Genomic DNA, 23,031 nt, shown 5'->3' with positions numbered 1-23,031 from the left:
GCCAACTCCTGATTGGGAGGGACACCGATGACTGACGACATGATGAACCTGCGCGCGCTCGTGGAGACGACCCCGGACGCCGATCTGCTTCGCGAGATGATTGGCTTTGCTGCCGAGAAGCTGATGGAAATGGAGGTAGGTGCCGCGACCGTGCAAATTATGGCGATAAGAACCCACTGCGGCTGACCCAGCGCAACGGCTATCGCGACCGGGACTGGGAGACGCGGGCCGGCACCGTCGAGTTGCGCATCCCGAAGCTGAGGAAGGGATCCTACTTCCCAGGCTTCCTGGAGCCGCGCCGCATGGTCGAGAAGGCGCTGACGGCGGTGATCCAGGAAGCCTATGTCCAGGGCATCTCGACGCGCTCGGTCGACGACCTGGTCAAGGCCATGGGCATGAGCGGTATCTCGAAGAGCCAGGTCAGCCGGCTGTGCGAGGAGATCGACGGTAAGGTGAAGGCCTTCCTTGAACGACCGATCGAAGGCGATTGGCCATACCTGTGGATCGATGCAACCTACCTGAAGGTGCGCCGTGGCGGCCGCATCGTGTCCGTCGCCGTCATCATCGCCGTCGGCGTCAACACCGACGGCCGGCGCGAGGTGCTGGGCATGGAGATCGGCACGTCCGAGGCAGAGCCGATCTGGACCGAGTTCCTGCGCAAGCTGACGCGCCGCGGCCTGCGCGGCGTGAAGCTGGTCGTTTCCGACGCCCATGAGGGCCTGAAGGCTGCCGTCACCAAGGTGCTCTCGGCGACCTGGCAGCGCTGCCGCGTCCACTTCATGCGCAACGTGCTGGCGCATGCCGGCAAGAGCGGCCGTCGCGTCGTCTCGGCCTTCATCGCCACTGCCTTCGCACAGGAAACGCCGGAAGCGGCCAGCGCCCAGCGGCGGGCCGTCGCCGACCAGATCCGCCCGAAGGTGCCGAAGCTCGCCGCCATCCTCGACGACGCCAAGCCCGACGTGCTCGCCTACATGACCTTCCCGAAGGAGCATCGCGCCAAGCTGCACTCGACGAACCCGATCGAACGGCTCAACGGCGAGATCAAGCGGCGCACAGATGTCGTCAGAATCTTCCCCAACGACGATGCCGTCCAGCGCGCCCGATACATGACACTGGAAAGCGTCGGCCAGTTGAGCGATGATCCGCTCATCAGCCTGCCCGCAGTGGCGCGCTGATCAGCCCGGCCGAGCCGGAGAGCGCGGCCACCAATGCCGCCAGCTACACCAATCCGCGGGAAACCACCGATTGGAAAATTGGAGCGCACGTCAACCGGCTTTGCCGGCCGACTGAGCACTGCAATGCGGGATCTTGAGCTCGTGATTGTCGTGGCAGACCCTGTTGAAACCGAGAACGCGCCGGACTTTCGTGTTCATCGTGGCAAGGCAGATGGCCCCGAGATCGGTTGGCTTAGAAGCGCCAGGGCGAGAAGGCGGGCGAGTATCTGTCACTCTCGATCGATGACCCGACCTTCCCGTCTCCCTTGCGCACAAACCTGTTCAGGTACGGGAAAAGCTCAACATGGCATCTGCAATGGAACCGTCCACAGCAACGGCCGGATCAGACATGATTGAGATGACTATTCAGTTTCTTGTTCGAGACGGGATTGCTGCCTAGAGATCGCTGTCCCAGACAGCCATCCTCGCGGTCCTGTTGCACGCCGTGGTGCCGGCCGGCATTGCGTTCTCGCACGACAGGGATGTGTTAAGCTGGGCGCCCTATGCGCGTCATATTGAGAAAGCCTCGGGGCGCTGCGGAATGCTGATCGTAAGCGGTTGCGGCCCAGTTGGGACGAGTGCAGGATAACGGGGCCGGTGGCCGCGGCGCGGATCGGATGCCAAACGACGAAGTAGCCCCACAGTGTTCCCGTTTCCGATTCAGATGACCGGGTTTCCGATAGCAAGCCAGAAAGTAGCGCGCCGCTAAGGCCCCGCCGTTAAGCTCCGGAACACCGCCACGCGGCCGATCCGTGGCTCAGCTTGGCGTTTTCATGGACGTTTGACTGCCATCTCGCTGCGCTCACGCCGCTGCCATCGAACATAAGCTCGGAACCGGCTCTCACGTTCCAACTTGCAAGTCGGGCGATGATCCTGCACCTTACGGCAAAGAGGGCGGCCGGCTTCTTAACAACAGGGAAGGAGCTAACGATGAAAAGTATCATCCTCGCTGGTATGGTCGTGCTCTCGGCCTCGGCTTCATGGGCACAGACCACCACGTCGCCGCAGCCTGCTGCTCCCGCAGCTGAAGCGCAGACCGATGAGGTCGCCCCGCAGCAAGGCGGCCCGGCCAATCTCTGTCAGGAACTCGTCGCCTTCATGAAGGCACCCCCGCCCGAGCCAGCCGCGCCGGCCGGCGCGGCAAAATCGGCAGAGCCGCCAGCTCAACAGTCAGCGTCGGCCGGGCAGACCGCACCAAGCGGGAAAAGCGCTGCCACGCAGGGCACGACCGACGCTGATCAGGCGAAGGCAGACGAAGAAACCGGCTCGGCGCAGGAGATCACCGGACAGGATGGCGTAGCGACCGATGCTCCGAAGCCCGGCAAGGACAATGCCGCCGCGAGCGGCTCGGCGTCGAATGCGCCGCAGAAGGAAAGCAGGGCTGCGCCCGTGCCGCCTGCCGATGTGACCAGCACACCGAAGGAGGCGGTGCTGACAGTGGAGGCAGCCGAACAACTCGCCTCCGCCAACGACATCGCGCAATGCCACAAAACAGCTCGTGAAATGAGGGTTGCCGGCGTCGCCATGCCGCCGCCGCTGATGGCTTTGGCAGCGCTCGACCTTCAGTATCAGCAGAGGTCGGGCCCGGCGACCGGGCCATCGCGGGCCGCCGATCCAGATGAGGACGAATAGGCGCGGCTTGCGACGACAGAATTATTCGGGGGCGGGCCATCGGCGGCTTGGCTCGGAAGGCAGGAGTAGGCGGGAATGGGCATGATCTTGACGGGAATCTTCCTTGCGGTCGCAATCGCGCTTGGCGCCGGAGTTTTTTTTCTGAACGCACCGCAGCAACAGCCAGCGTGGCAGGCCTATAGCACCGAAAGCGTGAGAGTGGGTGACCCGGGCCACAACCTCGTCGGGCCGAACTGGTCCGGCGAACCTGATCCCAGCGCGGTCGGGCGCGACGAAATATCTTCCTGAAAGCATGCCCCGAACGCGGGAACCGGTTCCGGGACCCGGACATGCGTAAAGCGGGACATCTGAGAGATCGAGACGTGCTTTGAAGCCCGGCCCGATGCGATCAGGCCGCGGGTGCCGAAGCCGGCAGCGCCAGAAAGAAAAAGCCCGGACCGACCGCCAGCCCTTAACCGAAATGTGGACGACCCATCACCAACTACGGGTCGTCCTTTTTTCTTAGACTCTGCATGAAGATTGCAACCTTGAAGTTCGTCTGCCAACCGTCGGGAATTACAGTTCCGGAGGATCGCGTTCCACGTGTGGGGTTGAGCGCCTGACGCGAGCGCTACCTGTCGCTGGACATATCAGCCACGCTACACCCGTGGCGACCCACCGCCCGCTCACCGTCGTGATTACGGCTTACGGCTCCAAGCCGTTTCGCTTGGCCGTGGAGGAGGTGGTGCTTTCACCAGTTCCCCGATGAAGGTCGCTAGCGGGCGAATGTTCTCGTGCTGGCTGGCCTCCTCGAGAGCGGCCATGTAACGGTCGCGCTGATCGAGCGGTACAACCGTCCATGGGAGTCCTGCCTCTGCAAGAAGCGTGTTCATGAGGAAGCGCCCGCATCGTCCATTCCCGTCGGGAAACGGGTGGATGTAGGTGAAAAGGAACGGCGCGACGACTGCTTTCACTCTGGGATCGGGCTCGTCGCCGATGCATTCGAAAAGCGCCTCCATGGCATCCATGATCGCATGAGGAGGCAGCGGGACGTGAGATGACCCTCGAAGATAGACGTTGTGATCGCGATAGCCCGCAAGTCTGTGCGCAGCGATGATGCCCGCCTGGACCGATGGCTGGAACATCGCGCGAAACCAGTCCTGATGCCTGTCGGAAAGCAGTTCGCCCGATGGAGCGCCTTCGAGGATCTTCTGGATATCGGCCTTCACCTCCTCGAACGCCAGGCGATAGCCCTTCGCGGCCATGGCATTTCGCGCGTCTGCGTCGCCCGCATGCTCTTCCGGGTTCCCGGAGCCTGACCTTACCCGATCGATGAGTTCTTCCGATACTTGGTAGCCCTCGATCGAAAGCGAATTTAGGGCGTCGGCCACATACCTTTCCTCGATCTCGTCCATGTAGCCATCGATGTCGTTGATAAGCGTTGCCTCGACGTCGATGGCGGCGACCGCATCGGGGGCCATGCGGGCCCACATGTTCCGTATCCGTGTCGCGGCCGGAGCTGCTGCCTTGCGGGTATCCAGCAACGCGTGAGCACGGTCATCCAAGGGGTTCTCCTCTAGGACGTTGTATCCCGCCGCTGCCATCGATGAAAGCACCTCGTCGGCGTCGCGGCCGCGACCGAGGTGCCGAAGAGCGCCCGCGATGCGCCCCGCGACCGTGCTCATACCATTCGGAAGCAGGATGCGGAGCAGATCCGCCGACCCCCTCACTGAACCGATTACGGCGATGAGGTCGGTGGGCGCTGTGGTCCAGCTGACCTTCGCGCTGTTGATGACGGCTGCCTCCTTGGTCATTACGCGCTGACCGCCATGTTCGACTGCATCGCCCACGGCAGCCACGCGCAACAGGTAGAGCGAGGTGTTTCCCGGCAATTCCACTAACTGATTGTTTGCCGCTGGGCTCCTGACGATGATCTGCTTCGCGATCGACCAATTCTCTGCCCAGAGAGCCACCGAACTTTCAGCCGACAGGCACCAGTCCTGGCCAAACCGATCACTCAGGTACTCGCGGATAAATTCCCAGTATACGGTGCTCCAGGCTGCGTCGACGCGCCGCCTGTCCGAAGGACGCGAGTTGACGGCAAGCCAGCCACGCATGATCTCTTCGACGAAGCCGGTCTTCGTCAACCGTTCCCTATGGACCCGGCTCAACGCATCGCTCCGGATCACCGACCTCGTCCCCGTCTCGGTGATCCCGCGCAACTCGTTGAGGGAGGTGGCGAGAAGTTCGTTCGGTGTCATGCCTGGCATTATGGCTCCTGAGGACATTGTAATCGGGATTGTTTACACTAATTTCATGCATTCCTCTAACACTAATTTGCTGATTTTGAAGGACACTAATCTAATGTGGCGGAGTTACACTAATTAGATGGTGCAGCCCGCCAGGCATCACCAGGAGGGAGCCCCGTTTGCGGAGCTCCGTCCCCGTCAGTCCTTCGATTGCCGAAGGCTGCCCGGCGTTCTGGCACAGCAGGTTCTTGCAGAGGTGGAAGTCGACCCCGCCTAAGGGGCGGGCAGCCGAAGCTATTCGTCCGTTTCAGATTTCTCTGGCAGGAGGAAACCCCACAAGCCTTTGAGACTTATGTGGTTTCGGAGGAACTTCAACTAGAAGTCCACATTTCAGTTAAGGGCTGGGGACCGACCGGTCCGGGCTTTTTGATCGGGGGGAAGATCGGTCTATTCTGCCGGCTCGGTGGCATTGTGCGGCGGCACCCTTCCGTCGGCCTTGGCCTGCTGCTTCTCGACCCAGGCGCTATGATGCTCCTTGGCCCAGTTCAAATCTACCGTGCCGGAACCCATCGCATCGTAGGCGCCCTCCATGCCGAGCGTGCCAATATAGATGTGCGCGATGATGACCGCGACCATGATGACGCCGACGGCCGCGTGGACATACTGGGCCATCTGCATGCCGTTGACGTCGGTAAAAACGAACGGGAACAGCAGGAAGATGCCAGAAACCGACAACGATATTCCGCCGAGCACGACAGCCCAGAAGATGAGCTTCTGTCCCGTGTTGAAGCGCGCTGCCGGCGGATGCGTCCTGTTCGATCGATCGAACATCCCGCCGGCTTTCTTGAGCCAGTTCGCGTCGTAGCGGTCGGGGAGATTGTCCCAGACCCACAGGACCAGCATGACGAGCACGCCGAGCATGAACGCCCAGGCGACGAAATCATGCGCGTATTTCGCCCATACCGTCCATGTCGAGAATGCCTCTGGTCCGATAAGCGGCATCAGCAAGCGCTTGCCGAAGACGAAGTTCAGACCCGTGATGGCCAGGACGATGAAGGCTACAGCGGTCGTCCAATGCGCCAGGCGCTCCAACGCGTTGAACCGGAGGATTCTGACGCCAGATTCACCCGCCTGCGTGCGGATCCGGCCCCTGATGAAGTAGAATAGGAAAAGCACGAGCAGCATGCCACCGATGGCGATGCCGCCGATCCACGGCAGCGCGCGCTCATGGAAGCCTTGATAGTCGCGGCCCTGCGGCTGCTGCAAGGTCGCGGCCTTCCGGTCCGGTATGCTGACGCGGCCCTGGACCTTGTTAAGCTCATCGAGAAGCTGCTGTTCGCTCACCGCCTGGGCGGTGGGGTTGCTTCCCGAGCCTTCCTGCGCGCCCGCAGGAACGACAACCAGGCCGATGGCCAGAATGAACGCTGCGACAGCCGGCGGAATCAATCGACCAAGGCTCCAGATCCGCATGTGCTTCATCCTCCTGAGCGTGTTTGCCGCGGGAACCCGTCCAGCGCCCGCTGCTAGGTTGCTAGATCCTGACCTAGACTTCGACCGTCTCGCGATAGGCCGTCTGCCAGCCCCATGCTCCGGAGCCGTACCCGCGCTGCGTGACACGCTCCTTGTAGATGGCCGCGATGATCTCGCCGTCGCCGGCGAGCAGCGACTTGGTCGAGCACATCTCCGCGCAGAGCGGCAGCTTGCCTTCGGCCAGGCGATTGGCGCCGTATTTCGCATATTCGGCCTCGGTCGAATCCGCCTCTGGACCGGCCGCACAGAACGTACATTTGTCCATCTTGCCGCGCGAGCCGAAATTGGCGACACGCGGATATTGCGGCGCGCCGAACGGGCAGGCGTAGAAGCAGTAGCCGCAGCCGATGCACAGATCCTTCGAATGCAGCACTACCGCGTCCGCTGTCGTGTAGAAGCAATCGACAGGGCATACCGCCGCACATGGCGCGTCGGTGCAGTGCATGCAGGCCATGGAGACCGAGCGCTCGCCCGGCTTGCCGTCGTTGATGGTGACGACACGGCGCCGGTTGATGCCCCAGGGCACATCGTGCTCGTTCTTGCAGGCGGTGACGCAGGCGTTGCACTCGATGCAGCGGTCGGCGTCACAAAGGAACTTCATCCTGGCCATTGTTCGTTCCTCCCTGTTAAGCCGCCGCGATCTGGCAAAGCGTGACCTTCGGTTCCTGCATGCCCGTCACTGGGTCGTAGCCGTAGGTGGTGATGCTGTTGGCGCTTTCACCCAGCACATAGGGATCGGTTCCCTCCGGATAGTTGGCCCGCAGATCCTCGCCTTGGAACCAGCCGCCGAAATGGAAGGGCATGAAGGCGACACCCCTGCCGACACGCTCGGTCACCAGCGCCTTCACCCTGGCCTTCGAATCGTTCTCCGCTCCGTTGACCCAGACCCACGCGCCGTCGCTGATGCCGCGCTCGCTCGCGTCGGCCGGGTTGATCTCGACGAACATGTCTTGCTGAAGCTCGGCCAGCCACCGGTTCGACCGGGTTTCCTCGCCGCCGCCTTCATATTCGACCAGACGACCGGTCGTCAGGATGATCGGGAACGAATTGGCGATGCCGTTGTCCACCGCTGCCTTCTGCACGCTGAAGCCGATGTTCGGCAGGCGGAATTGCCGGGCATCCGGATAGGTTGGATATTTCGCGACCAGGTCCACCCTGGGCGTATAAATCGGCTCGCGATGGATCGGCACCGGGTCGGGCAGGTTCCAGGCGAGGGCTCGGGCCTTTCCGTTCCCGTATGGATGACAGCCATGGCTGAGCACGACGCGCTGGATGCCGCCCGACAGGTCCGTCGACCACGACACAGCTCCGATGTCGCCCATGTCGTCGCCGATCGTCTGGATGACGGTGAGCTCTTCAGGGGTCAGATCTTGGTCCCAGCCGAGCTTCTGCAGCACGGCCATAGTGAATTCCGGATAGCCGTCGGTGAGTTCGGAACCTTCCGTATAGGAGCCTTCGGCAAGAAGCGTTTCGCCGTTCCGTTCGACGCCGAAGCGCGCGCGAAACGGGCTGCCGCCGTCCATGACATGCAGGCCGGTGCTGTAGAGATTGGAGGTTCCGGGATGGCGAACCTCGGGCTTGCCCCAGCACGGCCAGGGCAAGCCGTAATAGTCGCCGCCGACCTCCGGATCATCCTTCGGCGCGCGCAGGGTGACCAGATCGAACTTGTGCTGATTCTTCATGTGCGCCTTGAGCCGCTCCGGCGACTGGCCGCAATAGCCGGTCGACCAACTGCCGCGGTTCATCTCGCGCAGCACGTCCTCCGGCACCGGCCGGTCACCTTCGACCGCGATATTCTTGAACATCCAGTCAGCGAGGCCGAGTTTCTGCGAAAGCAGGTAGAGGACCTGATAGTCGTCCTTCTGCTCGAAGCTCGGCGGCACGATCTGCTCGCCCCACTGGAGGGCACGATTGGAGGCAACGCGCGACCCTGAGGTCTCGAACTGCGTGCAGACCGGCAGCAGATAGGTGTCTTCCTGACGGCCCGCCTGCACCGCGAGCGAAGCCCAGGTCGTCGGATGGGGATCGGCCACAACGAGCAGTTCAAGACCCGCGAGCCCCTTCACCGATTCCGGTATGCGGGCGATACTGTTGCTGGCATGGCCCTGCACGAACATCGCGCGCATGACGTCGGGCTGCTCGACCTCTTCCTTCGGCAGCGCAACCGAATCGAACCATCGCGTCAGCGGAACGCCGGGCGTCTCCATCAGCTCCTTGGAGGCGAACTGTCCGACCAGATCGTCGTAGGGGATCTCCCAGACGCGCGACCAGTGCTTCCAGGCGCCTTCCGTCAGCCCGTAGTAGAAGGGCAGCGTGACCACATCGAGCCCGATATCCGTCGCGCCCTGCACGTTGTCGTGACCGCGGAAAATGTTCGCGCCGGTGCCCGGCTTTCCGATATTGCCGGTTGCCAGGCACAGGATGCAGCTTGCCCGCGTGTTGGCGGTTCCGACCGTGTGGTGCGTCTGGCCCATGCACCAGATGATCGTGGCCGGCTTCTGTGTCGCGAACATCTCGGCGATGCGCTTCAGTTGATCGCCAGGGACGCCGGTGATCGTCTCCACCTCGTCGGGGGTGTATTTCGCGACTTCCTTGCGGACCTCATCCATCCCGTAGACGCGCTGGGCGATGAATTCCTTATCCTCCCAGCCGTTCTCGAAGATGTGCCAGAGCATGCCCCAGATCAGCGCGATGTCGGTTCCGGATCTGAACCGGGCATACTCCGTGGCGTGCGCGGCCGTGCGGGTGAACCGGGGGTCCATGACGATCAGGTTGCCGTTATTCAGCTCCTTGCCTTCGAGCAGGTGCTGCATGGCGACCGGATGCGCCTCGGCCGGGTTTCCGCCCAGAACGAGCATCGTCTTAGAGTTTCGGATGTCGTTGTACGAGTTGGTCATCGCGCCGTAGCCCCAGGTATTGGCTACGCCGGCGACCGTCGTCGAATGGCAGATACGCGCCTGATGATCCTGATTGTTCGTTCCCCACAGGGCAGCGAGCTTGCGGAAGAGATACGTGCCTTCGTTGGAGAACTTCGCCGATCCCATCCAGTAGACGGATTCCGGGCCGGACTTCTCGCGAATCTCGAGAAGCTTGTCGCCGATGCCGTTGATCGCCTCGTCCCACGAGACGCGCTCCCACTGCCCTGCGACCAGTTTCATGGGATATTTCAGGCGGCGGTCGCTGTGCACGAGCTCGCGCACGCTGGCGCCCTTGGCGCAGTGAGAGCCGCGGTTGAACGGGCTGTCCCAAGAGGGCTCCTGGCCGGTCCAGACGCCGTTCTGGACCTCGGCCGTCACGGTGCATCCGACCGAGCAATGGGTGCAGATGCTCTTTTTCAGTTCGATCGGCACACCCGGCTGCGGCGGGCTGATCGCGGCGGCCTTCCTGACCGTTCCGAGCTGGAACGAGCCGAGTGCGGCGACCCCGCCGACCGCGAGGCCGGATCGGCGAAGGAATGTCCGCCGGTCCACGGGAGCCGACGCCGTGCCTCCAATGAGCGACTGCAGTTTCGTGCGGCTTGCCTGTCCGCCTTTGCGTTTCGTCAGCATGGCGCCCTCACTTTCCCTTCGGATAGCCGTTCACGCGGTAGAAGGTCTTGACGTGATCGGTCTCCTGATAACGGGCCCGCGTCTCCTCTTCGCCGGGATCGTAGGCGTGCGCCTCGGTAGGAACGAACGCAGCGGTCGCGACGGCGGCGGTGGAGGCGCCGCCGAAGGCTCGAAGGAAGTTGCGCCGGCTCAGTGCCGATTGCCGCTCGTCCTGCATCTTCCTTCCTCCTCTTTTTGCGGGCTCCCGGCCCTAGGCATGCGTCTATGCGCTTCGCCGCGTCTCCATGGCGAAGGCCTCTGTCTCGATGTCGATGAAGAGCCGCCCGACCGTGCCGATCGAGCGATAGAAACTGGCGCTTTTCGCGTTTTCCAGATCGGTGAAGAAGCGCCCGGCCCAAGGTAAGACGTGGCGCTCGAAGAAATCCTGCTGGCCGCCATCCGGGGCGATGAAGTGATTGCCGGCAAATCCGCTCATGATCTCGCAAAGGGTGCCGAGATGATCTTCCGGGTCAAAATGGCCTTCCGCCCGCTCGATGCCAAGGCGGATCATGTCCCCGCGCAGGCGGGCGAGCGGGCGTTCGTTGAGGAAACCGGTGAGATAGTAGGACGCGTAAGGAAGAAGTTCTCCACGTCCGACGCCGATGAAAAGCTCATAATATTCCCGTCTGACGCTATTTGCCGACGCGGTTCCCGCCGCTCTTCCGAGTGCCGCATGCGCCTGGCCAAGCGGTATCTCGGCGTCGCCTGTCACGTCGGAAAGCCGGGTCAACATGGCGGCATCGGGCGGCGCAAGCAGCAGCGCGGCAAGCAATGCGTATTCGTCCGACCGCGCGCGGTCGATATCATCGACACCTGCGGCGTGCTCGTCGGGCGCGGGATAGAGATCGGGGCGCAGTACGGTCCGGGAAAGGCCGGTAAGAGCCTCGACGGAGAGAACCCGTTCGGCCGGAATGCGATACCATAGCGAAACCGTGGGTTGAGCGACACCAAGACCGCGCGCCAGGACGGAAACTCCGCCCATCGCCCTGATCGCCTCCTCCAACCCTGCTTCCCTATGCATATTCATGCCCTCGGTACTGCACGTTTATAGTATTTCCCGATGGGCATAATGCAATCCCTGTTCAGGGAAAGAATTCGTGAGCTTCAAGTGCGCCGGCTCAGCGCGGCATGGCGCCGCCGTGGCGTGGCCGGAGGCCCGGTTCGGAGACCTGCTGACGCCCGGCCTCGTCGGTCTGGCGCGGAAGCTTTGCCGGGTCCGCATCATCTGAGGCGGTTACCGTCGAGCCTGCAACGTCGAGGGGTAGGGCCGGTCCGAGTGGTTCCGGCACCTGAGAGGGGTCCGGCGTGCCGGCGTCGGTTACCGAATCCGGCGGAACGGTCGCCGGTTGTTCGGAGGCCGCACCGGGCGGCTCGTCGGCGGCAGTCGGTCCCGCATCCGGCTCCAAGGCGCGCACCGTTTTCGACAGGAAGTCGACGACGGTTTCTTTCGCATCGAGCGGGCCGAAGCCCGCCATCGAGCCGGGCTGGTTGAAATCCCAGGCATATTCCGACGGACCGACATAGTCGCGAATCCCTGGATCGAGCGACCACATCTTGCGCAGGGCCGCGCTCTTCAGCGCCAGCGGCACGTCCTTTTTCAGGAAGGCCGTAAGGTCGCTTTCGGCGGTCAGGTCCTCGAGGCGGGGAAGGGGCTCTGCAGGGTCAGCCGCTTCCGCCTCCGCCGCTTCCGGCTGCGCGGGATCGGGTTGCAGCAGCGGGGCGTCGGCATAGACATGCGCGGCAGCCTCGTCCCCTGCGTCTTTCGTTTCGGGTACCGGCTGCGCCTCGTCGGACAGCGCCGCCCGTTTGCGGCGCGACCAGCGGGCGAAGGGATTTTCGTTGCCGCCGCTCATTTCCCGTCGTCCCGATGTCCGGGACTCGGATCCCGTCTGGCCATCGCGTTGGGGTCCGCCCGATCACGCTTGCGCTTGATGAACGGGCGCTCGACGTGATGCGCCTCCACGAAGGCGGCAAGCTGCTGCCGTATTTCGACCGGCATCGGAAGGGCCTCAATGATGTCCGTACCGGTCTCCGTCAGCGCTTCGGCGTCGGCGGGATCGGCCGTCACAAGGTGCAGCACGACCCCTGGCGGCACATCGGTTTGACGCAGCACCACCCAGAGGCTGGGCCGCTGCGAACGCAGGTTCTCCCGATACATCGTCGTGTCCGTTCCGAAGAACTCCATCTCGATCGCGCCGGCATAATAACGGATCAGCCCCGCCGATTGTTCAAGCACTGTCCATGGCGCGGCGGCCGGCACGCCGACGAGTAAGGCGACGGGCACCCAGGCGTGGTCAACCCAGGGGTTTTTCAGAGCCCGCCGCTCCACGATAACCCCGATTTCGACCTTTTCACGCACCATGCTGCGCTCCTAATTCGCCGCCGCCATAGTGCGGAGCGGCAGCCCGGCGACGAGATTCTGCGGCTTCATGCGGATCGTCCGGTCGGGTGTCATCGCCATGATCAGCCAGACGGGCCGCGCACCCACGTCAGGCCTGGCTTCCGCGGTGTCGGAAAAGGTGAGCCGGAACAGCGCCAGGACGTTCTCCATCGCCTCCGGATCAACATCCTTGCCCGTCCACAGCGCATTGCCGATACGCGTCGCCTCGGCGTCGAGGCCGACGAACCACGCCCAGTCGTCGTCCTCGATCTGCTCGACCGGTTCGATCGTCACCTCGACCGCCAGCAGATGGCGTATCCAGGCTTCCATCGCGGCGGCAAGGCCGCGTCGCGCGGGGCTGTCGGCGGCGCTGAGACTGAGCACCATGTCGAAGGCGTCGCTCCTGCCGAAATAGCTGTCGGCATTCTTGTCCTCGAGGATCGCGAGCTCGGTGACGGCCGGTCCGCCGAGCATGCCCAGAAGCGGGGAGGCGTGGCGGTTCTGCTCATGGACCTCTATCGTTTCGGCATCGGCAAGCAGCAGCGCGCCTTCGTGGAAGGTCACTCGCTGCGTCCGGTAGAACAGTTCGGCCGCGCGCAGGACGAAGGGGTCGTCCTCGCCGTCGAGCACATTGCGTAGCACCACCTGCGCGAGCTGGTTCATGAAGAGCGGGGGCGTGTCGGCTGCCGAGCCGCGCGCCAGCTCGAGATAAGCGGCCTCGATCGAGGGGGCGGCCAGCAGGCGGTCGCGGAAGGCGATCATGAACGCCCAGTTCTCGCGCGCGTCGGCGTCGTTCAACGCGGCGATCTCGTCCTGCCCGACAGGCCGGCGGGGATCGTGAGCCAGAAGCTCGTGATGCAGCCGCAATTCCGCCTCGCAGGCCTCTTCGGGCGGCATGAGTTCGGGCCGCGCGAAATAGGCCTTGAGGAACGTATCGGTCACGATCAGCCGGCCTGCCTGATCCCGATCAAGCAGGTGGTGACCTGAGGAAATCCAGAAATCCTTCACGTGTCCCTTCCAGCCAATGCCCGGATGTCGACCTCTTCCACGGGGTCGTTTTCCTCATCGATTTCGATGACGCGAAATGCCGTCGCCGGATCGAGCCGGCTCACCTTCCGGTGGAGGGTGCGGAAGGTTTCCCGGACCCCTGGCTCCTCGCTCGCGCGGTGGAGGGCGAGCAGGGTGTTCGGCGGATGGTCGCACAGCGACTGGGCGAAGGCGACCTCTTCCTCGGCGGCCGGCCGCGCGGCCTCCAGCCCCGGCGCGCCGCAACGGGCGACGAGCTGCTCAGCCAGTTTTTCGACCACGGCCGCGCGTTCTTCCGCGCTGGCCTCGGTCACGACGACGAGGGTGGACCAACCGAAGCTGTCGACGCCCAGGAAACCGGCGCGGAAGGCCTGCCGTTCCTTGCCGGAAAGAGCCTCGACATCGGCGCCGAAGAACAGGAAGGAGCCGGTGACGGCCCACTCGCCGGGTTCCGCGGCGCGGGAATAGACGAAGGTGTCCGAGGGATCGAGGCGGATCGTGCGCGGCAGCTTCAAAGCCATGGCATTCCCGTCGCGGGATCGAGCCAGCTGGGAGAGGCAACGGCTTTCGCCAGGCCCCGCCTCCCGAAGCCGTCCTGGCCAGGCTTTCCCGAAAGCAGCAGGTCGCCATTGTCGGCGAGCCGGACATCCTGGCCTGTTGGTGAAAGGCGTTCCAGCCACTGCCGGGCGACGGGCGCGAAGCCGGTTTCGCTCCACTGATGGAACGCGGACATCAGATGACGGGAAAAGCTGGTGATGATCTCGCCCGTATCGGGTGCTTCGAAGCCCACCTCGTCGAGTGCGCCGCACAGCGGCCGCAGGCCGGGCTCGTCGTCACGGGTGACAGTCGTGCGGATCGTGGCCGAGAAGACGAGCCAAGCCGGGGTCCTGTCGTCCCACGTTTCCTCGGGCCAGCCCAGGCGCCCGCCGCCCACGCGCACCCCGTCGACGCAGATCGTGTCCGGCCATTCGAAGGTGATCGGTCGCGACGGCGGCGCATGCATCGCAAGCGCGTCGGCCAGCGCGTTCATGCCGGCATAGAGCGCCAGGCGGGCTTCTGCCAGCGGCTCTTCCGGCTCCAGGACGACCGCGAATTCGGCCGCATCGTAGCGCCGCGCCCAGACCAGCGTGCCCGCGCCCCGCTCGCCCGCTATCGTGCAGGCGTGCGCAAATGCGTCGCCGTGCTCTCGCAGGACGACGAGGCTGTAAAGCGGGGGCAGATCGAGTGCCCGGTCCATGACCGAAGCGCGCAGCGACATGATGCCGGTCCATTGCTGATGACGGCGAGCGTATTATCCTTATAATGGTTCTAAAGTGAAGGCGCTATCGCAGTGGGCGGTATCGCGCCGCGGGGAGGCACGATGAGCAGCCTGGAAAAACCGCGCACGGTCTTCGTCTGCTCCTGCGAGAGGAGCATGCCCGGCTTTGGCGACAGCGTCGCCCGCGGGTGCAGGAGCGCCGTGGTCCAATCCGGCGAACAGTTCTGTGGCGCCGAACTCGACCGCGTCCAAGGCGCGTTGAGCGCCGGCGGTGCCATCACGATAGCCTGTACGCAGCAGGCGCCGCTGTTCCGCGAGGTCGCGCAGGATGCCGGCTTCGAGGGCGATCTTGCTTTCGCGAACATCCGCGAGACGGCCGGCTGGTCGCAACTGGCCGCGTCAGCCGGGCCGAAGGCTGCGGCCCTCATTGCGATGGCCGCAGAACCGGTCGCGCCGCCGGCGTCCGTCACACTTGCAAGCGGCGGCGTGGTGCTGGTCTATGGCCGCGGCGAGGCGGCGGTCGACGCCGGTCGACAGCTCGCCGGCGAACTGGACGTCACCGTGCTGCTGACGCGTCCAGAGGACGTTCCGCCGCACCGGGTATGGGATTTCCCGGTCGTGAAGGGGACGATCCGAAACGCGCGGGGCCATCTCGGCGCCTTCGAACTGACGGTGGACGGTTTCGCGATGCCTGCGCCTTCGTCGCGCGAGAGCCTGCGGTTCGGGGCGCCTCGCGACGGCGCGAACTCCAACGCGGACATCATTCTCGACATTTCGGGCGGCGTTCCCCTGTTTCCGGCCCACGAATTGCGCGAGGGCTACCTGAAGGCCGATCCCGCCGATCGGGCGGGAATCGCCGCCGCTGTCGCGAAGGCTGCCGGGCTCGTGGGCGAGTTCGACAAGCCGCGTTACATCAATTTTACCGCCGACCTGTGCGCGCATTCGCGCTCGCGCATCACCGGCTGCACGCGGTGCCTGGACCTGTGTCCGACCGGCGCGATCACGCCTGCCGGCGACCACGTCGTCATCGATGCGGAAGTCTGCGCCGGCTGCGGCAGTTGTGCTGCCGCCTGTCCGACCGGCGCTGCCGCCTATGCCGTCCCCGATGCCGAGGCCCTGCTCCGGCGGTTGCGCACGCTGCTGGTCACCTATCGCGAGGCGGGCGGTAGCGACCCGATCGTGCTGTTTCACGATGGCGATCATGGCGAACCGCTCATCGATGCACTTGCGCGTTTCGGCCTGGGTCTGCCCGCAAACGTGCTGCCGGTCGCCGTCAACGGGATAACGCAACTGGGCGTCGAGGCGTGGACCTCGCCCGTCGCATGGGGTGCGGTGGCGGTCAGGGCGCTCTCTTCAGCGAAGCCGAAGCACGAACTCGACGGTTTGGCCAGGAACGTCGTCATCGCGAATCTCGTCGGGCAGGCGCTCGGCTACGGGCCGGATATCTGCGGGCTGATCGAGGCCGACGATCCGGATATTCTCGCATCGGCTCTCGATGGGATCGTCCCGGGGGCGAACGTGCGGAAGCCCGCGACCTTCCTGCCGCTCGGTGACAAGCGCAGCCTGTTGAGAAGCACGATGCTGGAACTGCATCGCGCCGCGCCGACGCCGGTGGACCGCGTGGCGTTGCCGGCGGCAGCGCCGTTCGGCGGGCTTGACGTCAATATCGACGGCTGCACGCTCTGCCTTTCCTGCGTGTCGGCCTGCCCGACAGGCGCGCTCTCGGACAGCGAGGACCATCCCGCGTTGTATTTCTCCGAGAGTGCGTGCGTCCAATGCGGCCTTTGCGCGGCGACCTGCCCGGAGAAGGTGATCACCCTGACGCCGCGGGTGGATTTTGCCGCGTGGAGCGCACCGCGCCTCGCGGTGAAGCAGGAAGAGCCTTATGACTGCATACGCTGCGGCACTCCGTTCGGCACCCGCAGCACGGTCGAGCGGATCGTCGCCAAGCTCGAGGGCAAGCACTGGATGTTCGCGGGAGAGAACGCGCAACGGCTGGACCTGGTGCGGATGTGCGACAATTGCCGTGTCGAGGTCGTGATGAACGAGGGTTTCGATCCCTACGAGGCGCGGCAGCGCCCCGCACCGCGAACGACGGAAGACTATCTCCGCGCCCGGGAAACCCCGGACGACAAGACGACGTGACCTCAGTCGCGGGTCTCGGCCTGCAGGAAGCGGATCAGCGCCGCCCGGTCCTCGGGGTTGCTGATGGTCTGTTCCGGCATCTTGGTGCCGGGCGTGTATTTGGTTGGCCCGACCTCGAACAGCTTCGACACCGTCTCCGGCGTCCATACGATGTCCATCTCCCGGAAGGCGGGCGAATAGCGGTAGTCCGGCACCGACGCGATGCGCCGGCCAAAGATGCCGTGCAGTGTCGGCCCGGCGCGATTGCCGTCGTCCGGATCGAGCGTGTGGCATGCCACGCAGGCGCGGAAGACTTCCGCGCCGGGACTGCCTGCATATTCGGCCATTGGATCGGCCGGGCCTTCGGGCGCGGTCCCGAGCTGCTGTCCGGTCCCGGCATCCCATTCCCGCACGATGCGATCCGCGCCGCCGGCCAGCAGGGTCCTGCCGTCGGATGAGAAGGCGAGGGACCAGACCGGTACGCCGGCCGCACCAAGGGTACGGATCGGTGTCAGGCTCCCGGCGTCGAGCAGGGTGATTCCGCCCCTGACGGACGAGGCTGCGATATACCCTCCATCCTCCGATGCAGCGAGCGCGGTTACCGGACCGGTGGACACCGCAATTTCGCCGCGGATTACGCCATCCCGGTCCACCTCGCGCATCTTTCCGTCCACACCTCCCGCAAACAGGCGGTCGTCCGCCGTTGCCACCAGCGCGCTGAGCGGGACCGGCATGTCGGCCCTGACCGGCGTTGTGTCGCGTTCGGGCGGCCAGAGGATGACCGCCGCGTCGTGGCCGGCACTTGCCAGCGTCCCGTCGGAAAGGAAGGCAACCGCGTTGACATTGCCCCGGTGACCCTCAAGGATGAGCGGCTCTCCACCGGAAAGCGGCCACAGCCGCACACTGGCATCCCAGGAAGCCGAAGCGAGCGTCGCGCCGTCGGGCGATACGGCGAGTGCCGCGACCGGCCCGGTATGTCCTTCCAGGACAGAAACGGGCGCGCTCCTGCCGTCCTCCCAGATCGCGATGCGGCCGTCCGCTCCCGCGCTGGCGAAGCGCCCGTCCGGCAGGGATGCGACGGCGTCGACCTGGTCGTCGTGGAACAGCAGCACCTCCCGCGCCTCGCCCGTCTCCAGCGACCAGATGATCGCCTTGGCATCGAAGCTGCCGGTGATCGCCGTCCGCCCGTCGCCGGCGATGGCGATCGCGCGCACCGGACCGCCATGGCCGCGCAGCTCCGCCCCCTGCGCAGATGCGCCGAGGATCAACGAAACGATTGCCGCCATGCCTATCGCGAGCGTCGTCTTCATTGCACCCTGACCCGTTCCGTGCTCCGTTGGCGGATGTGCCTCCGCCGCAGGACCCGAGCTTGCCGGACGGCGGCAGCGTTCACACTGTTCGAGGCAATCATATGACCCAGAATATGGAAACCGACCCTTTCAACGTCTCCATGCGCAAGTTTCTCAAGCAGGTCGGCGTGACCTCGCAGCAGGCGATCGAGAAGGCGGTGGAGCAAAAGGGCCTGAAAGGGCAGGGACGAATAACCGTGAAAGCGGTCATCACGTCCGAAGCCGCCGGCCTGCATCATGTCGTGGAAGGCGAGATCGATCTCGGATGACGCGGCCGCGATAGGATCGCTCCCTATTTGAAGAACCGGATCTGCCCGGCGGGGGCCGGGTCGTATCCGGCAAGCTCGGCGGCCCGGCCGGCGAAGGCTTCTTGTGAGAGAAATCGTATAAGCGCCTGGAAGGATGGCTGGAAATAGGTCCGTTGACGCATCAGCAGGTCGAAGCTCTCCCGGGCCAGCGGTACGAAGTCCAGGCCGGTGGCGCGAGCGGCAGCGCGCGTGGCGATCCCGCAGTCGGCCCGACCGGTGCGGATAGCTGCCGCAAGGTCGGGACCCGTTAGGCAGGGCGGCTCCAGCCGGTCGATATCCTGGGGCTGCGCGCCTATGCCTGCCAGCAGAAGGGTGAGCAGCATGTCCGCGCCGGCGCCGCGTTGCCGGACGGCCATCCTTGCGCCGGTAGAAAGCACGTCTGCCAGCCCGTGAAGCGATCTCGGATTGCCGGGCGGCAACAGCAGCCCTTGCTCGCGGCGGGCGAATCCGACCAGCACCGCATCGGAAAGCCGGGGCATGGCTGCCACCGCAGCAATGTTTGCGTCGGCGGTATCGCCGTGAAAATGGATCGCCGCCGCGGCGACCTCGCCTCGCAGCAACCGCGCGACGCCGCCTTCCGTGCCTTCCGTCAGCGACGCCAGGCCGGAGCCTGACTGGCGCAAACTCCATTCGAGCAGGTCGTCCTGGCTTCCCCCGACGATCGGCGGCGGCTCGGGCGTTGACATGCCCGCCGGCCGCGCCAATCCCGACATCACCCAGCGGTCGAGCTCATGCCGCGGGAAAAGCCACTTGCCGGTCACCTTGCTGCACGGAATGCGTTCCTCCGCGACGAGCTCGTAGAGCTTGCGCTCCCCCAGGCGGAGATAGTCGGCGGCCTCGGATGTCGTTAAAAGCTCCATCCTGCATTCTTATGCATATTCCTGTTCAGGTTCAACAATTTGACATTCAGGAAGCTCATGCGTGAAAAATACACCTGAGTAGGATGGCCGATGTCGGAAACCGTCAGCGCATGGCAACTTATCGCGTCCGGTGATGCGACCTTGTTCGCCATCGTGCGGTTGTCCCTGGCCATCAGCCTGTCGGCCGTCGCGATCGCGACGCTTGTGGGACTGCCGCTCGGCGCCCTTCTCGCGCTGACACGCTTTCCCGGCCGCTCGGCGATCATCGTGGTGCTGAACGGTTTCATGGGGCTGCCACCGGTCGTGGTGGGCCTGACGGTCTATCTGCTGCTTTCGCGGTCCGGGCCGCTGGGAGAGTTCGGGCTCCTGTTCACCCCGACCGCCATGGTTATCGCGCAGGCGCTGCTGGTGCTGCCCATTGTTGCGGCGTTGGCCCGCCAGACGGTCGAGGATCTCTGGCTCGAATATCGCGAGGAGCTGACCGCGATGGGCGTCGGCCGGGCGGGACAGGTCGCGACGCTTCTGTGGGACAGCCGCTTCAGTCTCGTCACCGTCCTGCTTGCCGGCTTCGGCAGAGCCGCAGCCGAGGTGGGCACGGTGATGATCGTCGGCGGCAATATCGATGGCTTCACCCGCACCATGACCACCACCATCGCCCTGGAAACCTCCAAGGGGAACCTACCGCTGGCAATGGGGCTCGGCCTCATCCTGATTTTCCTGATCATGCTGATCAACGCCACCGCTTGGGGGGTACGGGTGTGGTCCGAGCAACGGGCGGGTTAGCGATGCGGGCAGCCAGGAGCGATCTCCCCCTTTCCTTCGGCGACGTGTCGCTGACCGTGGGCGCCACGACCATACTCGACCGGCTGAACCTGACGATCGGGCCGGGAGCGCCGACGCTCATTCTCGGCCCCAACGGATCGGGCAAGACGTCGCTGCTGCGGCTCTGCATGGGGCTGGCAAGCCCGTCGCGGGGCGCGGTGAGCTGGGGCGGCCGAACGGATGGCGGCCCGGAACGCCGCGCGATCCTGTTCCAGAAGCCGGTGATGCTGCGACGTTCCGCTGCCGCGAATGTCGTCTACGGGCTGGCCCAGGCCGGCTGTCCGCGCGGCCAGCGCGCCCGACGCACCGAGGAACTGCTCGACCGCGTCGACCTGCTTGCGCTCGCTTCGCGCCCGGCGCGCCGCCTGTCCGGCGGCGAGCAGCAGCGGCTGGCGCTTGCCCGCGCGCTGGCGCGCCAGCCCGAGATCCTTCTGCTCGACGAACCGACTGCCAGCCTCGATCCCGCCGCAACGCGTTTCGTCGAGGAAATCATTCTCGCCGCCGCCCATTCGGGCACGAAAATCGTCATGGCCTCGCACGATCTCGGTCAGGTGCGCAGGCTTGCGGGGGAGGTCGTATTCCTCGTTCGCGGCAGCCTGGTCGAACATGCGTCCGCCGGCGATTTCCTAGACCGGCCGGCGACCCCGCAAGCTGCAGCCTTCGTGCGCGGCGATCTCGTCCTTTGATCAACCGAACGGAGATTGAGATGCTGACTCGCCGAACGTTCTCTAGCCTCGTAATGCTCCTGATGCTGTCAGGCGGCACGCCGGCCCTTGCACAGGACCAGTCGATCGTCGTCGCATCGACAACCTCCACGCAGGATTCCGGCCTGTTCGACCATATTCTCCCGGTGTTCAAGGCGAAGACCGGGATCGACGTCAAGATTGTGGCGCAGGGAACCGGGCAGGCCCTCGACACCGGTCGCCGCGGGGATGCCGACGTCGTGTTCGTCCATGCCAAGGCGCAGGAGGAGAAGTTCGTCGAGGAGGGCTTCGCGACGGAGCGGTTCGACGTGATGTACAACGATTTCGTGCTGATCGGCCCCAAGAGCGACCCCGCCGGCATCCGCGGCACCGAGGATATAGCGGCCGCATTGACCGCGATCAAAGACAAGGAAGCGCCGTTCGTCTCGCGCGGCGACAAGTCAGGCACCCATTCCGCCGAGCTCAGGCTCTGGAAGGAGGCCGACCTCAATATCGAAACTGCGAAGGGCCAGTGGTACAAGGAGATCGGGCAGGGCATGGGAGCGGCGCTCAATACGGCCTCCGCCATGAACGGCTACGTCCTTTCCGACCGCGGCACCTGGCTGGCGTTCAAGAACCGCGGCGATCTCGAAGTCGTGGTCGAGGGCGACAAGCGGCTGTTCAACCAGTATGGCGTTATGCTGGTGAATCCTGAAAAACACCCGAGCGTCAAGGCGGAGGCCGGTAAGGCTTTTATCAATTGGCTGATCTCGCCCGAGGGGCAGACCTCGATCGGCGAACACAAGATCGACGGCCAGCAGCTCTTCTTCCCGAACGCCGAGCAGGCGCGCTCCTGACCCTTGTTGCAAAGGCGTTCGCGTCTGTCCATCATCGCGACATGATGAGAATGCCTTTCCCGACCGGCGCCCTGACCGGTCTCGACCCGGCGCTTGCCGCCTTGCTTGACGGCATGTCGCCGGTTGCGCCCCGCCTGGCGCCGCTTGGCGAGGCGCTTGGTTGCATTGCTGCCGGGATGGCGGATGTGCTGCCGGCGCAGCCGGTGCAGGACATCGCCGCAATCGACGGCTGGGCGTGTCGCGCGCTCGATCTGGTGGGAGCGTCTGCCTATTCGCCCCTGGCGCTGGCCGCCGTCCCGGTCTGGGTCGAGACGGGGGACACCATGCCGGAGGGATGCGATTGCGTGCTTCAGGCCGGCCTGGTCGATGGCAGCGGCCCGATAACGCAGGTCCACGGTGAGGCTGCGCCCGGTGAGGGCGTGCGCCGTGCGGGCGAGGACATGGCGGCCGGCCAGCCGGTGGCCGTTGAAGGAAAGACGATCTGCGCTGCCGACCTTCTGGTCGCGCGCAAGGCGGGACTGAGTGAGCTTGCCGTGCGGGTTCCACGGGTCCGCGTGATCGATGTCGCAGCTGCGGGCCGGGAAACCTTCTCGACGCAGTTCGTCATCGACAGGCTGAAGATTTCAGGCGCGGCCGTTGCCGGGACGCAGAGCAAGGCGCGAGACGCGGCCACGATCGCCGCAGCACTCGACGGCGAGGCCTGCGATCTCATCCTTATGGTCGGAGGCACGGGCGACGGCCGCACCGACGTGACCGCCGAGGCCTTTGCGCGGCGCGGCGTGCTGATTGCGCACCGAATCGCCCTGCAGCCTGGCCGCACCACGGCGGTCGGCCGGCTCGGCAGCACGCCGGTGATAGCGTTGGCCGGTTCGCCCGACCAGGCTCTCGGCGGTTTCCTCGCGCTCGTCCAGCCGGTCCTCGATCGCCTGTCAGGGCGGTGCGAACGGGTCGGCATCGTCATGCCGCTCTCGCGGAAGATTTCGTCCGCGGTCGGGATCTGCGAGATCGCCCTGCTCGGCAGAGAGGGGGACAGGTGGTCGCCGCTCGCCGTCGGCGATTTCCCCCTCGACGCCATGCGGCTGGCCGATGCCTGGCTCGCGGTGCCGGGCGACAGTGAGGGATATGCCGCCGATACACCCGTTGCCGCCATTCCGCTCCGCCATTCGAATTGAG

Annotated in this window: 21 protein-coding genes and 2 pseudogenes; 10 read left to right on the top strand and 13 right to left on the bottom strand. The window is 64.9% G+C overall.

Annotated features, from left to right (window positions below; genetic code table 11):
- The first annotated feature begins 27 nt into the window (after window positions 1-27).
- The 4 genes and pseudogenes from V1479_RS24255 to V1479_RS24240 all read left to right on the top strand — a co-directional run bounded on the left by V1479_RS24255 (window position 28) and on the right by V1479_RS24240 (window position 3,134).
- Window positions 28-1,175, top strand: a pseudogene (locus tag V1479_RS24255) (IS256 family transposase).
- A gap of 33 nt (window positions 1,176-1,208) precedes the next feature.
- Window positions 1,209-1,567: pseudogene (locus V1479_RS24250) on the top strand (DUF736 domain-containing protein).
- Between the two features lie 577 nt (window positions 1,568-2,144).
- Window positions 2,145-2,846: a hypothetical protein gene (locus V1479_RS24245; RefSeq protein ID WP_368805117.1), complete on the top strand. Its 702-nt coding sequence runs from the start codon at window positions 2,145-2,147 to the stop codon at window positions 2,844-2,846.
- Window positions 2,847-2,921: 75 nt separating this feature from the next.
- A complete protein-coding gene (locus V1479_RS24240) occupies window positions 2,922-3,134 on the top strand; it encodes a hypothetical protein (protein WP_368805116.1) in 213 nt (70 codons plus the stop codon).
- 389 nt (window positions 3,135-3,523) lie between these two features.
- Here the strand turns inward: V1479_RS24240 and V1479_RS24235 are convergent, their stop codons facing one another.
- The 11 genes from V1479_RS24235 to V1479_RS24185 form a co-directional block, all read right to left on the bottom strand.
- Window positions 3,524-5,095: a Fic family protein gene (locus tag V1479_RS24235; RefSeq protein ID WP_368805115.1), complete on the bottom strand. Its 1,572-nt coding sequence runs from the start codon at window positions 5,093-5,095 to the stop codon at window positions 3,524-3,526.
- Between the two features lie 426 nt (window positions 5,096-5,521).
- Window positions 5,522-6,544 (bottom strand): formate dehydrogenase subunit gamma, encoded by a 1,023-nt coding sequence (locus tag V1479_RS24230; RefSeq protein WP_368805114.1) that lies wholly within the window; start codon window positions 6,542-6,544, stop codon window positions 5,522-5,524.
- A gap of 73 nt (window positions 6,545-6,617) precedes the next feature.
- Window positions 6,618-7,214, bottom strand: coding sequence for a formate dehydrogenase FDH3 subunit beta (fdh3B, locus tag V1479_RS24225; RefSeq protein WP_173193867.1), 597 nt, complete (start codon window positions 7,212-7,214; stop codon window positions 6,618-6,620).
- A 16-nt stretch (window positions 7,215-7,230) separates the two neighbouring features.
- Window positions 7,231-10,152, bottom strand: a complete 2,922-nt coding sequence (locus V1479_RS24220; RefSeq protein WP_368805113.1) for a formate dehydrogenase subunit alpha — start codon at window positions 10,150-10,152, stop codon at window positions 7,231-7,233.
- 7 nt (window positions 10,153-10,159) lie between these two features.
- Window positions 10,160-10,369, bottom strand: a complete 210-nt coding sequence (locus V1479_RS24215) for a twin-arginine translocation signal domain-containing protein (RefSeq protein ID WP_173193869.1) — start codon at window positions 10,367-10,369, stop codon at window positions 10,160-10,162.
- A 45-nt stretch (window positions 10,370-10,414) separates the two neighbouring features.
- The gene (locus V1479_RS24210; protein ID WP_173193871.1) at window positions 10,415-11,218 is read right to left on the bottom strand and encodes a molecular chaperone TorD family protein; all 804 of its coding nucleotides are present in this window, start codon (window positions 11,216-11,218) and stop codon (window positions 10,415-10,417) included.
- Between the two features lie 91 nt (window positions 11,219-11,309).
- Window positions 11,310-12,044 carry a DUF3306 domain-containing protein gene (locus tag V1479_RS24205; RefSeq protein WP_368805112.1) on the bottom strand — a complete coding sequence of 245 codons (735 nt, stop codon included), beginning with the start codon at window positions 12,042-12,044 and terminating at the stop codon, window positions 11,310-11,312.
- Complete coding sequence (locus tag V1479_RS24200) at window positions 12,041-12,553, bottom strand: DUF3305 domain-containing protein (protein ID WP_368805111.1); 513 nt, start codon at window positions 12,551-12,553, stop codon at window positions 12,041-12,043. The genes V1479_RS24205 and V1479_RS24200 overlap by 4 nt, the downstream gene beginning before the upstream one ends.
- A 9-nt stretch (window positions 12,554-12,562) precedes the next feature.
- Entirely contained in the window at window positions 12,563-13,579 is a 1,017-nt protein-coding gene (locus tag V1479_RS24195; RefSeq protein ID WP_368805110.1) for a DUF6352 family protein, read from the bottom strand.
- Complete coding sequence (locus V1479_RS24190; protein WP_368805109.1) at window positions 13,576-14,118, bottom strand: DUF6505 family protein; 543 nt, start codon at window positions 14,116-14,118, stop codon at window positions 13,576-13,578. The genes V1479_RS24195 and V1479_RS24190 overlap by 4 nt, the downstream gene beginning before the upstream one ends.
- Window positions 14,109-14,855 (bottom strand): biotin/lipoate--protein ligase family protein, encoded by a 747-nt coding sequence (locus V1479_RS24185; RefSeq protein ID WP_368805108.1) that lies wholly within the window; start codon window positions 14,853-14,855, stop codon window positions 14,109-14,111. Before V1479_RS24185 ends, V1479_RS24190 begins: the two co-directional genes overlap by 10 nt.
- 102 nt (window positions 14,856-14,957) lie before the next feature.
- Here V1479_RS24185 and V1479_RS24180 point away from each other — a divergent pair, with 102 nt between their 5' ends.
- Window positions 14,958-17,000 carry a 4Fe-4S binding protein gene (locus tag V1479_RS24180; RefSeq protein WP_368805107.1) on the top strand — a complete coding sequence of 681 codons (2,043 nt, stop codon included), beginning with the start codon at window positions 14,958-14,960 and terminating at the stop codon, window positions 16,998-17,000.
- Between the two features lie 2 nt (window positions 17,001-17,002).
- Here V1479_RS24180 and V1479_RS24175 read toward each other — a convergent pair whose 3' ends face one another.
- The gene (locus V1479_RS24175; protein ID WP_368805106.1) at window positions 17,003-18,289 is read right to left on the bottom strand and encodes a c-type cytochrome; all 1,287 of its coding nucleotides are present in this window, start codon (window positions 18,287-18,289) and stop codon (window positions 17,003-17,005) included.
- Window positions 18,290-18,390: 101 nt separating this feature from the next.
- Here V1479_RS24175 and V1479_RS24170 point away from each other — a divergent pair, with 101 nt between their 5' ends.
- The gene (locus tag V1479_RS24170) at window positions 18,391-18,597 is read left to right on the top strand and encodes a DUF6494 family protein (RefSeq protein WP_368805105.1); all 207 of its coding nucleotides are present in this window, start codon (window positions 18,391-18,393) and stop codon (window positions 18,595-18,597) included.
- A 23-nt stretch (window positions 18,598-18,620) separates the two neighbouring features.
- Here the strand turns inward: V1479_RS24170 and V1479_RS24165 are convergent, their stop codons facing one another.
- Window positions 18,621-19,496 (bottom strand): substrate-binding domain-containing protein, encoded by an 876-nt coding sequence (locus V1479_RS24165; protein WP_368805104.1) that lies wholly within the window; start codon window positions 19,494-19,496, stop codon window positions 18,621-18,623.
- 90 nt (window positions 19,497-19,586) lie between these two features.
- Between V1479_RS24165 and V1479_RS24160 the strand changes: the two genes are divergently transcribed.
- Genes V1479_RS24160 through V1479_RS24145 form a run of 4 tightly spaced genes read left to right on the top strand, consistent with a single transcriptional unit; the run spans window position 19,587 to window position 23,030 of the window.
- Window positions 19,587-20,279, top strand: a complete 693-nt coding sequence (locus V1479_RS24160; protein WP_368805103.1) for an ABC transporter permease — start codon at window positions 19,587-19,589, stop codon at window positions 20,277-20,279.
- A gap of 2 nt (window positions 20,280-20,281) precedes the next feature.
- The gene (locus V1479_RS24155; RefSeq protein ID WP_368805102.1) at window positions 20,282-21,004 is read left to right on the top strand and encodes an ATP-binding cassette domain-containing protein; all 723 of its coding nucleotides are present in this window, start codon (window positions 20,282-20,284) and stop codon (window positions 21,002-21,004) included.
- 20 nt (window positions 21,005-21,024) lie between these two features.
- Entirely contained in the window at window positions 21,025-21,858 is an 834-nt protein-coding gene (locus tag V1479_RS24150) for an ABC transporter substrate-binding protein (RefSeq protein ID WP_173193891.1), read from the top strand.
- A gap of 50 nt (window positions 21,859-21,908) precedes the next feature.
- On the top strand, window positions 21,909-23,030 hold the full coding sequence (locus V1479_RS24145) for a molybdopterin-binding protein (protein ID WP_368805101.1): 1,122 nt from the start codon (window positions 21,909-21,911) through the stop codon (window positions 23,028-23,030).
- Window position 23,031 lies beyond the last annotated feature (1 nt).

Origin of the sequence: Neoaquamicrobium sediminum (assembly GCF_040970315.1) — a bacterium.
GTDB lineage: Bacteria > Pseudomonadota > Alphaproteobacteria > Rhizobiales > Rhizobiaceae > Aerobium > Aerobium sediminum.
Note: the sequence above shows the minus strand (reverse complement) of the source record. Positions and strands in the feature narration are given on the sequence as shown.

Bases quoted from the DNA above. Each gene is read 5' to 3' on its own strand.
- V1479_RS24245 (WP_368805117.1), top strand. From the start codon at position 2,145: ATGAAAAGTATCATCCTCGCTGGTATGGTCGTGCTCTCGGCCTCGGCT.
- V1479_RS24240 (WP_368805116.1), top strand. From the start codon at position 2,922: ATGGGCATGATCTTGACGGGAATCTTCCTTGCGGTCGCAATCGCGCTT.
- V1479_RS24235 (WP_368805115.1), bottom strand. From the start codon at position 5,095: ATGCCAGGCATGACACCGAACGAACTTCTCGCCACCTCCCTCAACGAG.
- V1479_RS24230 (WP_368805114.1), bottom strand. From the start codon at position 6,544: ATGCGGATCTGGAGCCTTGGTCGATTGATTCCGCCGGCTGTCGCAGCG.
- fdh3B (WP_173193867.1), bottom strand. From the start codon at position 7,214: ATGGCCAGGATGAAGTTCCTTTGTGACGCCGACCGCTGCATCGAGTGC.
- V1479_RS24220 (WP_368805113.1), bottom strand. From the start codon at position 10,152: ATGCTGACGAAACGCAAAGGCGGACAGGCAAGCCGCACGAAACTGCAG.
- V1479_RS24215 (WP_173193869.1), bottom strand. From the start codon at position 10,369: ATGCAGGACGAGCGGCAATCGGCACTGAGCCGGCGCAACTTCCTTCGA.
- V1479_RS24210 (WP_173193871.1), bottom strand. From the start codon at position 11,218: ATGAATATGCATAGGGAAGCAGGGTTGGAGGAGGCGATCAGGGCGATG.
- V1479_RS24205 (WP_368805112.1), bottom strand. From the start codon at position 12,044: ATGAGCGGCGGCAACGAAAATCCCTTCGCCCGCTGGTCGCGCCGCAAA.
- V1479_RS24200 (WP_368805111.1), bottom strand. From the start codon at position 12,553: ATGGTGCGTGAAAAGGTCGAAATCGGGGTTATCGTGGAGCGGCGGGCT.
- V1479_RS24190 (WP_368805109.1), bottom strand. From the start codon at position 14,118: ATGGCTTTGAAGCTGCCGCGCACGATCCGCCTCGATCCCTCGGACACC.
- V1479_RS24185 (WP_368805108.1), bottom strand. From the start codon at position 14,855: ATGTCGCTGCGCGCTTCGGTCATGGACCGGGCACTCGATCTGCCCCCG.
- V1479_RS24180 (WP_368805107.1), top strand. From the start codon at position 14,958: ATGAGCAGCCTGGAAAAACCGCGCACGGTCTTCGTCTGCTCCTGCGAG.
- V1479_RS24175 (WP_368805106.1), bottom strand. From the start codon at position 18,289: ATGAAGACGACGCTCGCGATAGGCATGGCGGCAATCGTTTCGTTGATC.
- V1479_RS24170 (WP_368805105.1), top strand. From the start codon at position 18,391: ATGACCCAGAATATGGAAACCGACCCTTTCAACGTCTCCATGCGCAAG.
- V1479_RS24165 (WP_368805104.1), bottom strand. From the start codon at position 19,496: ATGGAGCTTTTAACGACATCCGAGGCCGCCGACTATCTCCGCCTGGGG.
- V1479_RS24160 (WP_368805103.1), top strand. From the start codon at position 19,587: ATGTCGGAAACCGTCAGCGCATGGCAACTTATCGCGTCCGGTGATGCG.
- V1479_RS24155 (WP_368805102.1), top strand. From the start codon at position 20,282: ATGCGGGCAGCCAGGAGCGATCTCCCCCTTTCCTTCGGCGACGTGTCG.
- V1479_RS24150 (WP_173193891.1), top strand. From the start codon at position 21,025: ATGCTGACTCGCCGAACGTTCTCTAGCCTCGTAATGCTCCTGATGCTG.
- V1479_RS24145 (WP_368805101.1), top strand. From the start codon at position 21,909: ATGCCTTTCCCGACCGGCGCCCTGACCGGTCTCGACCCGGCGCTTGCC.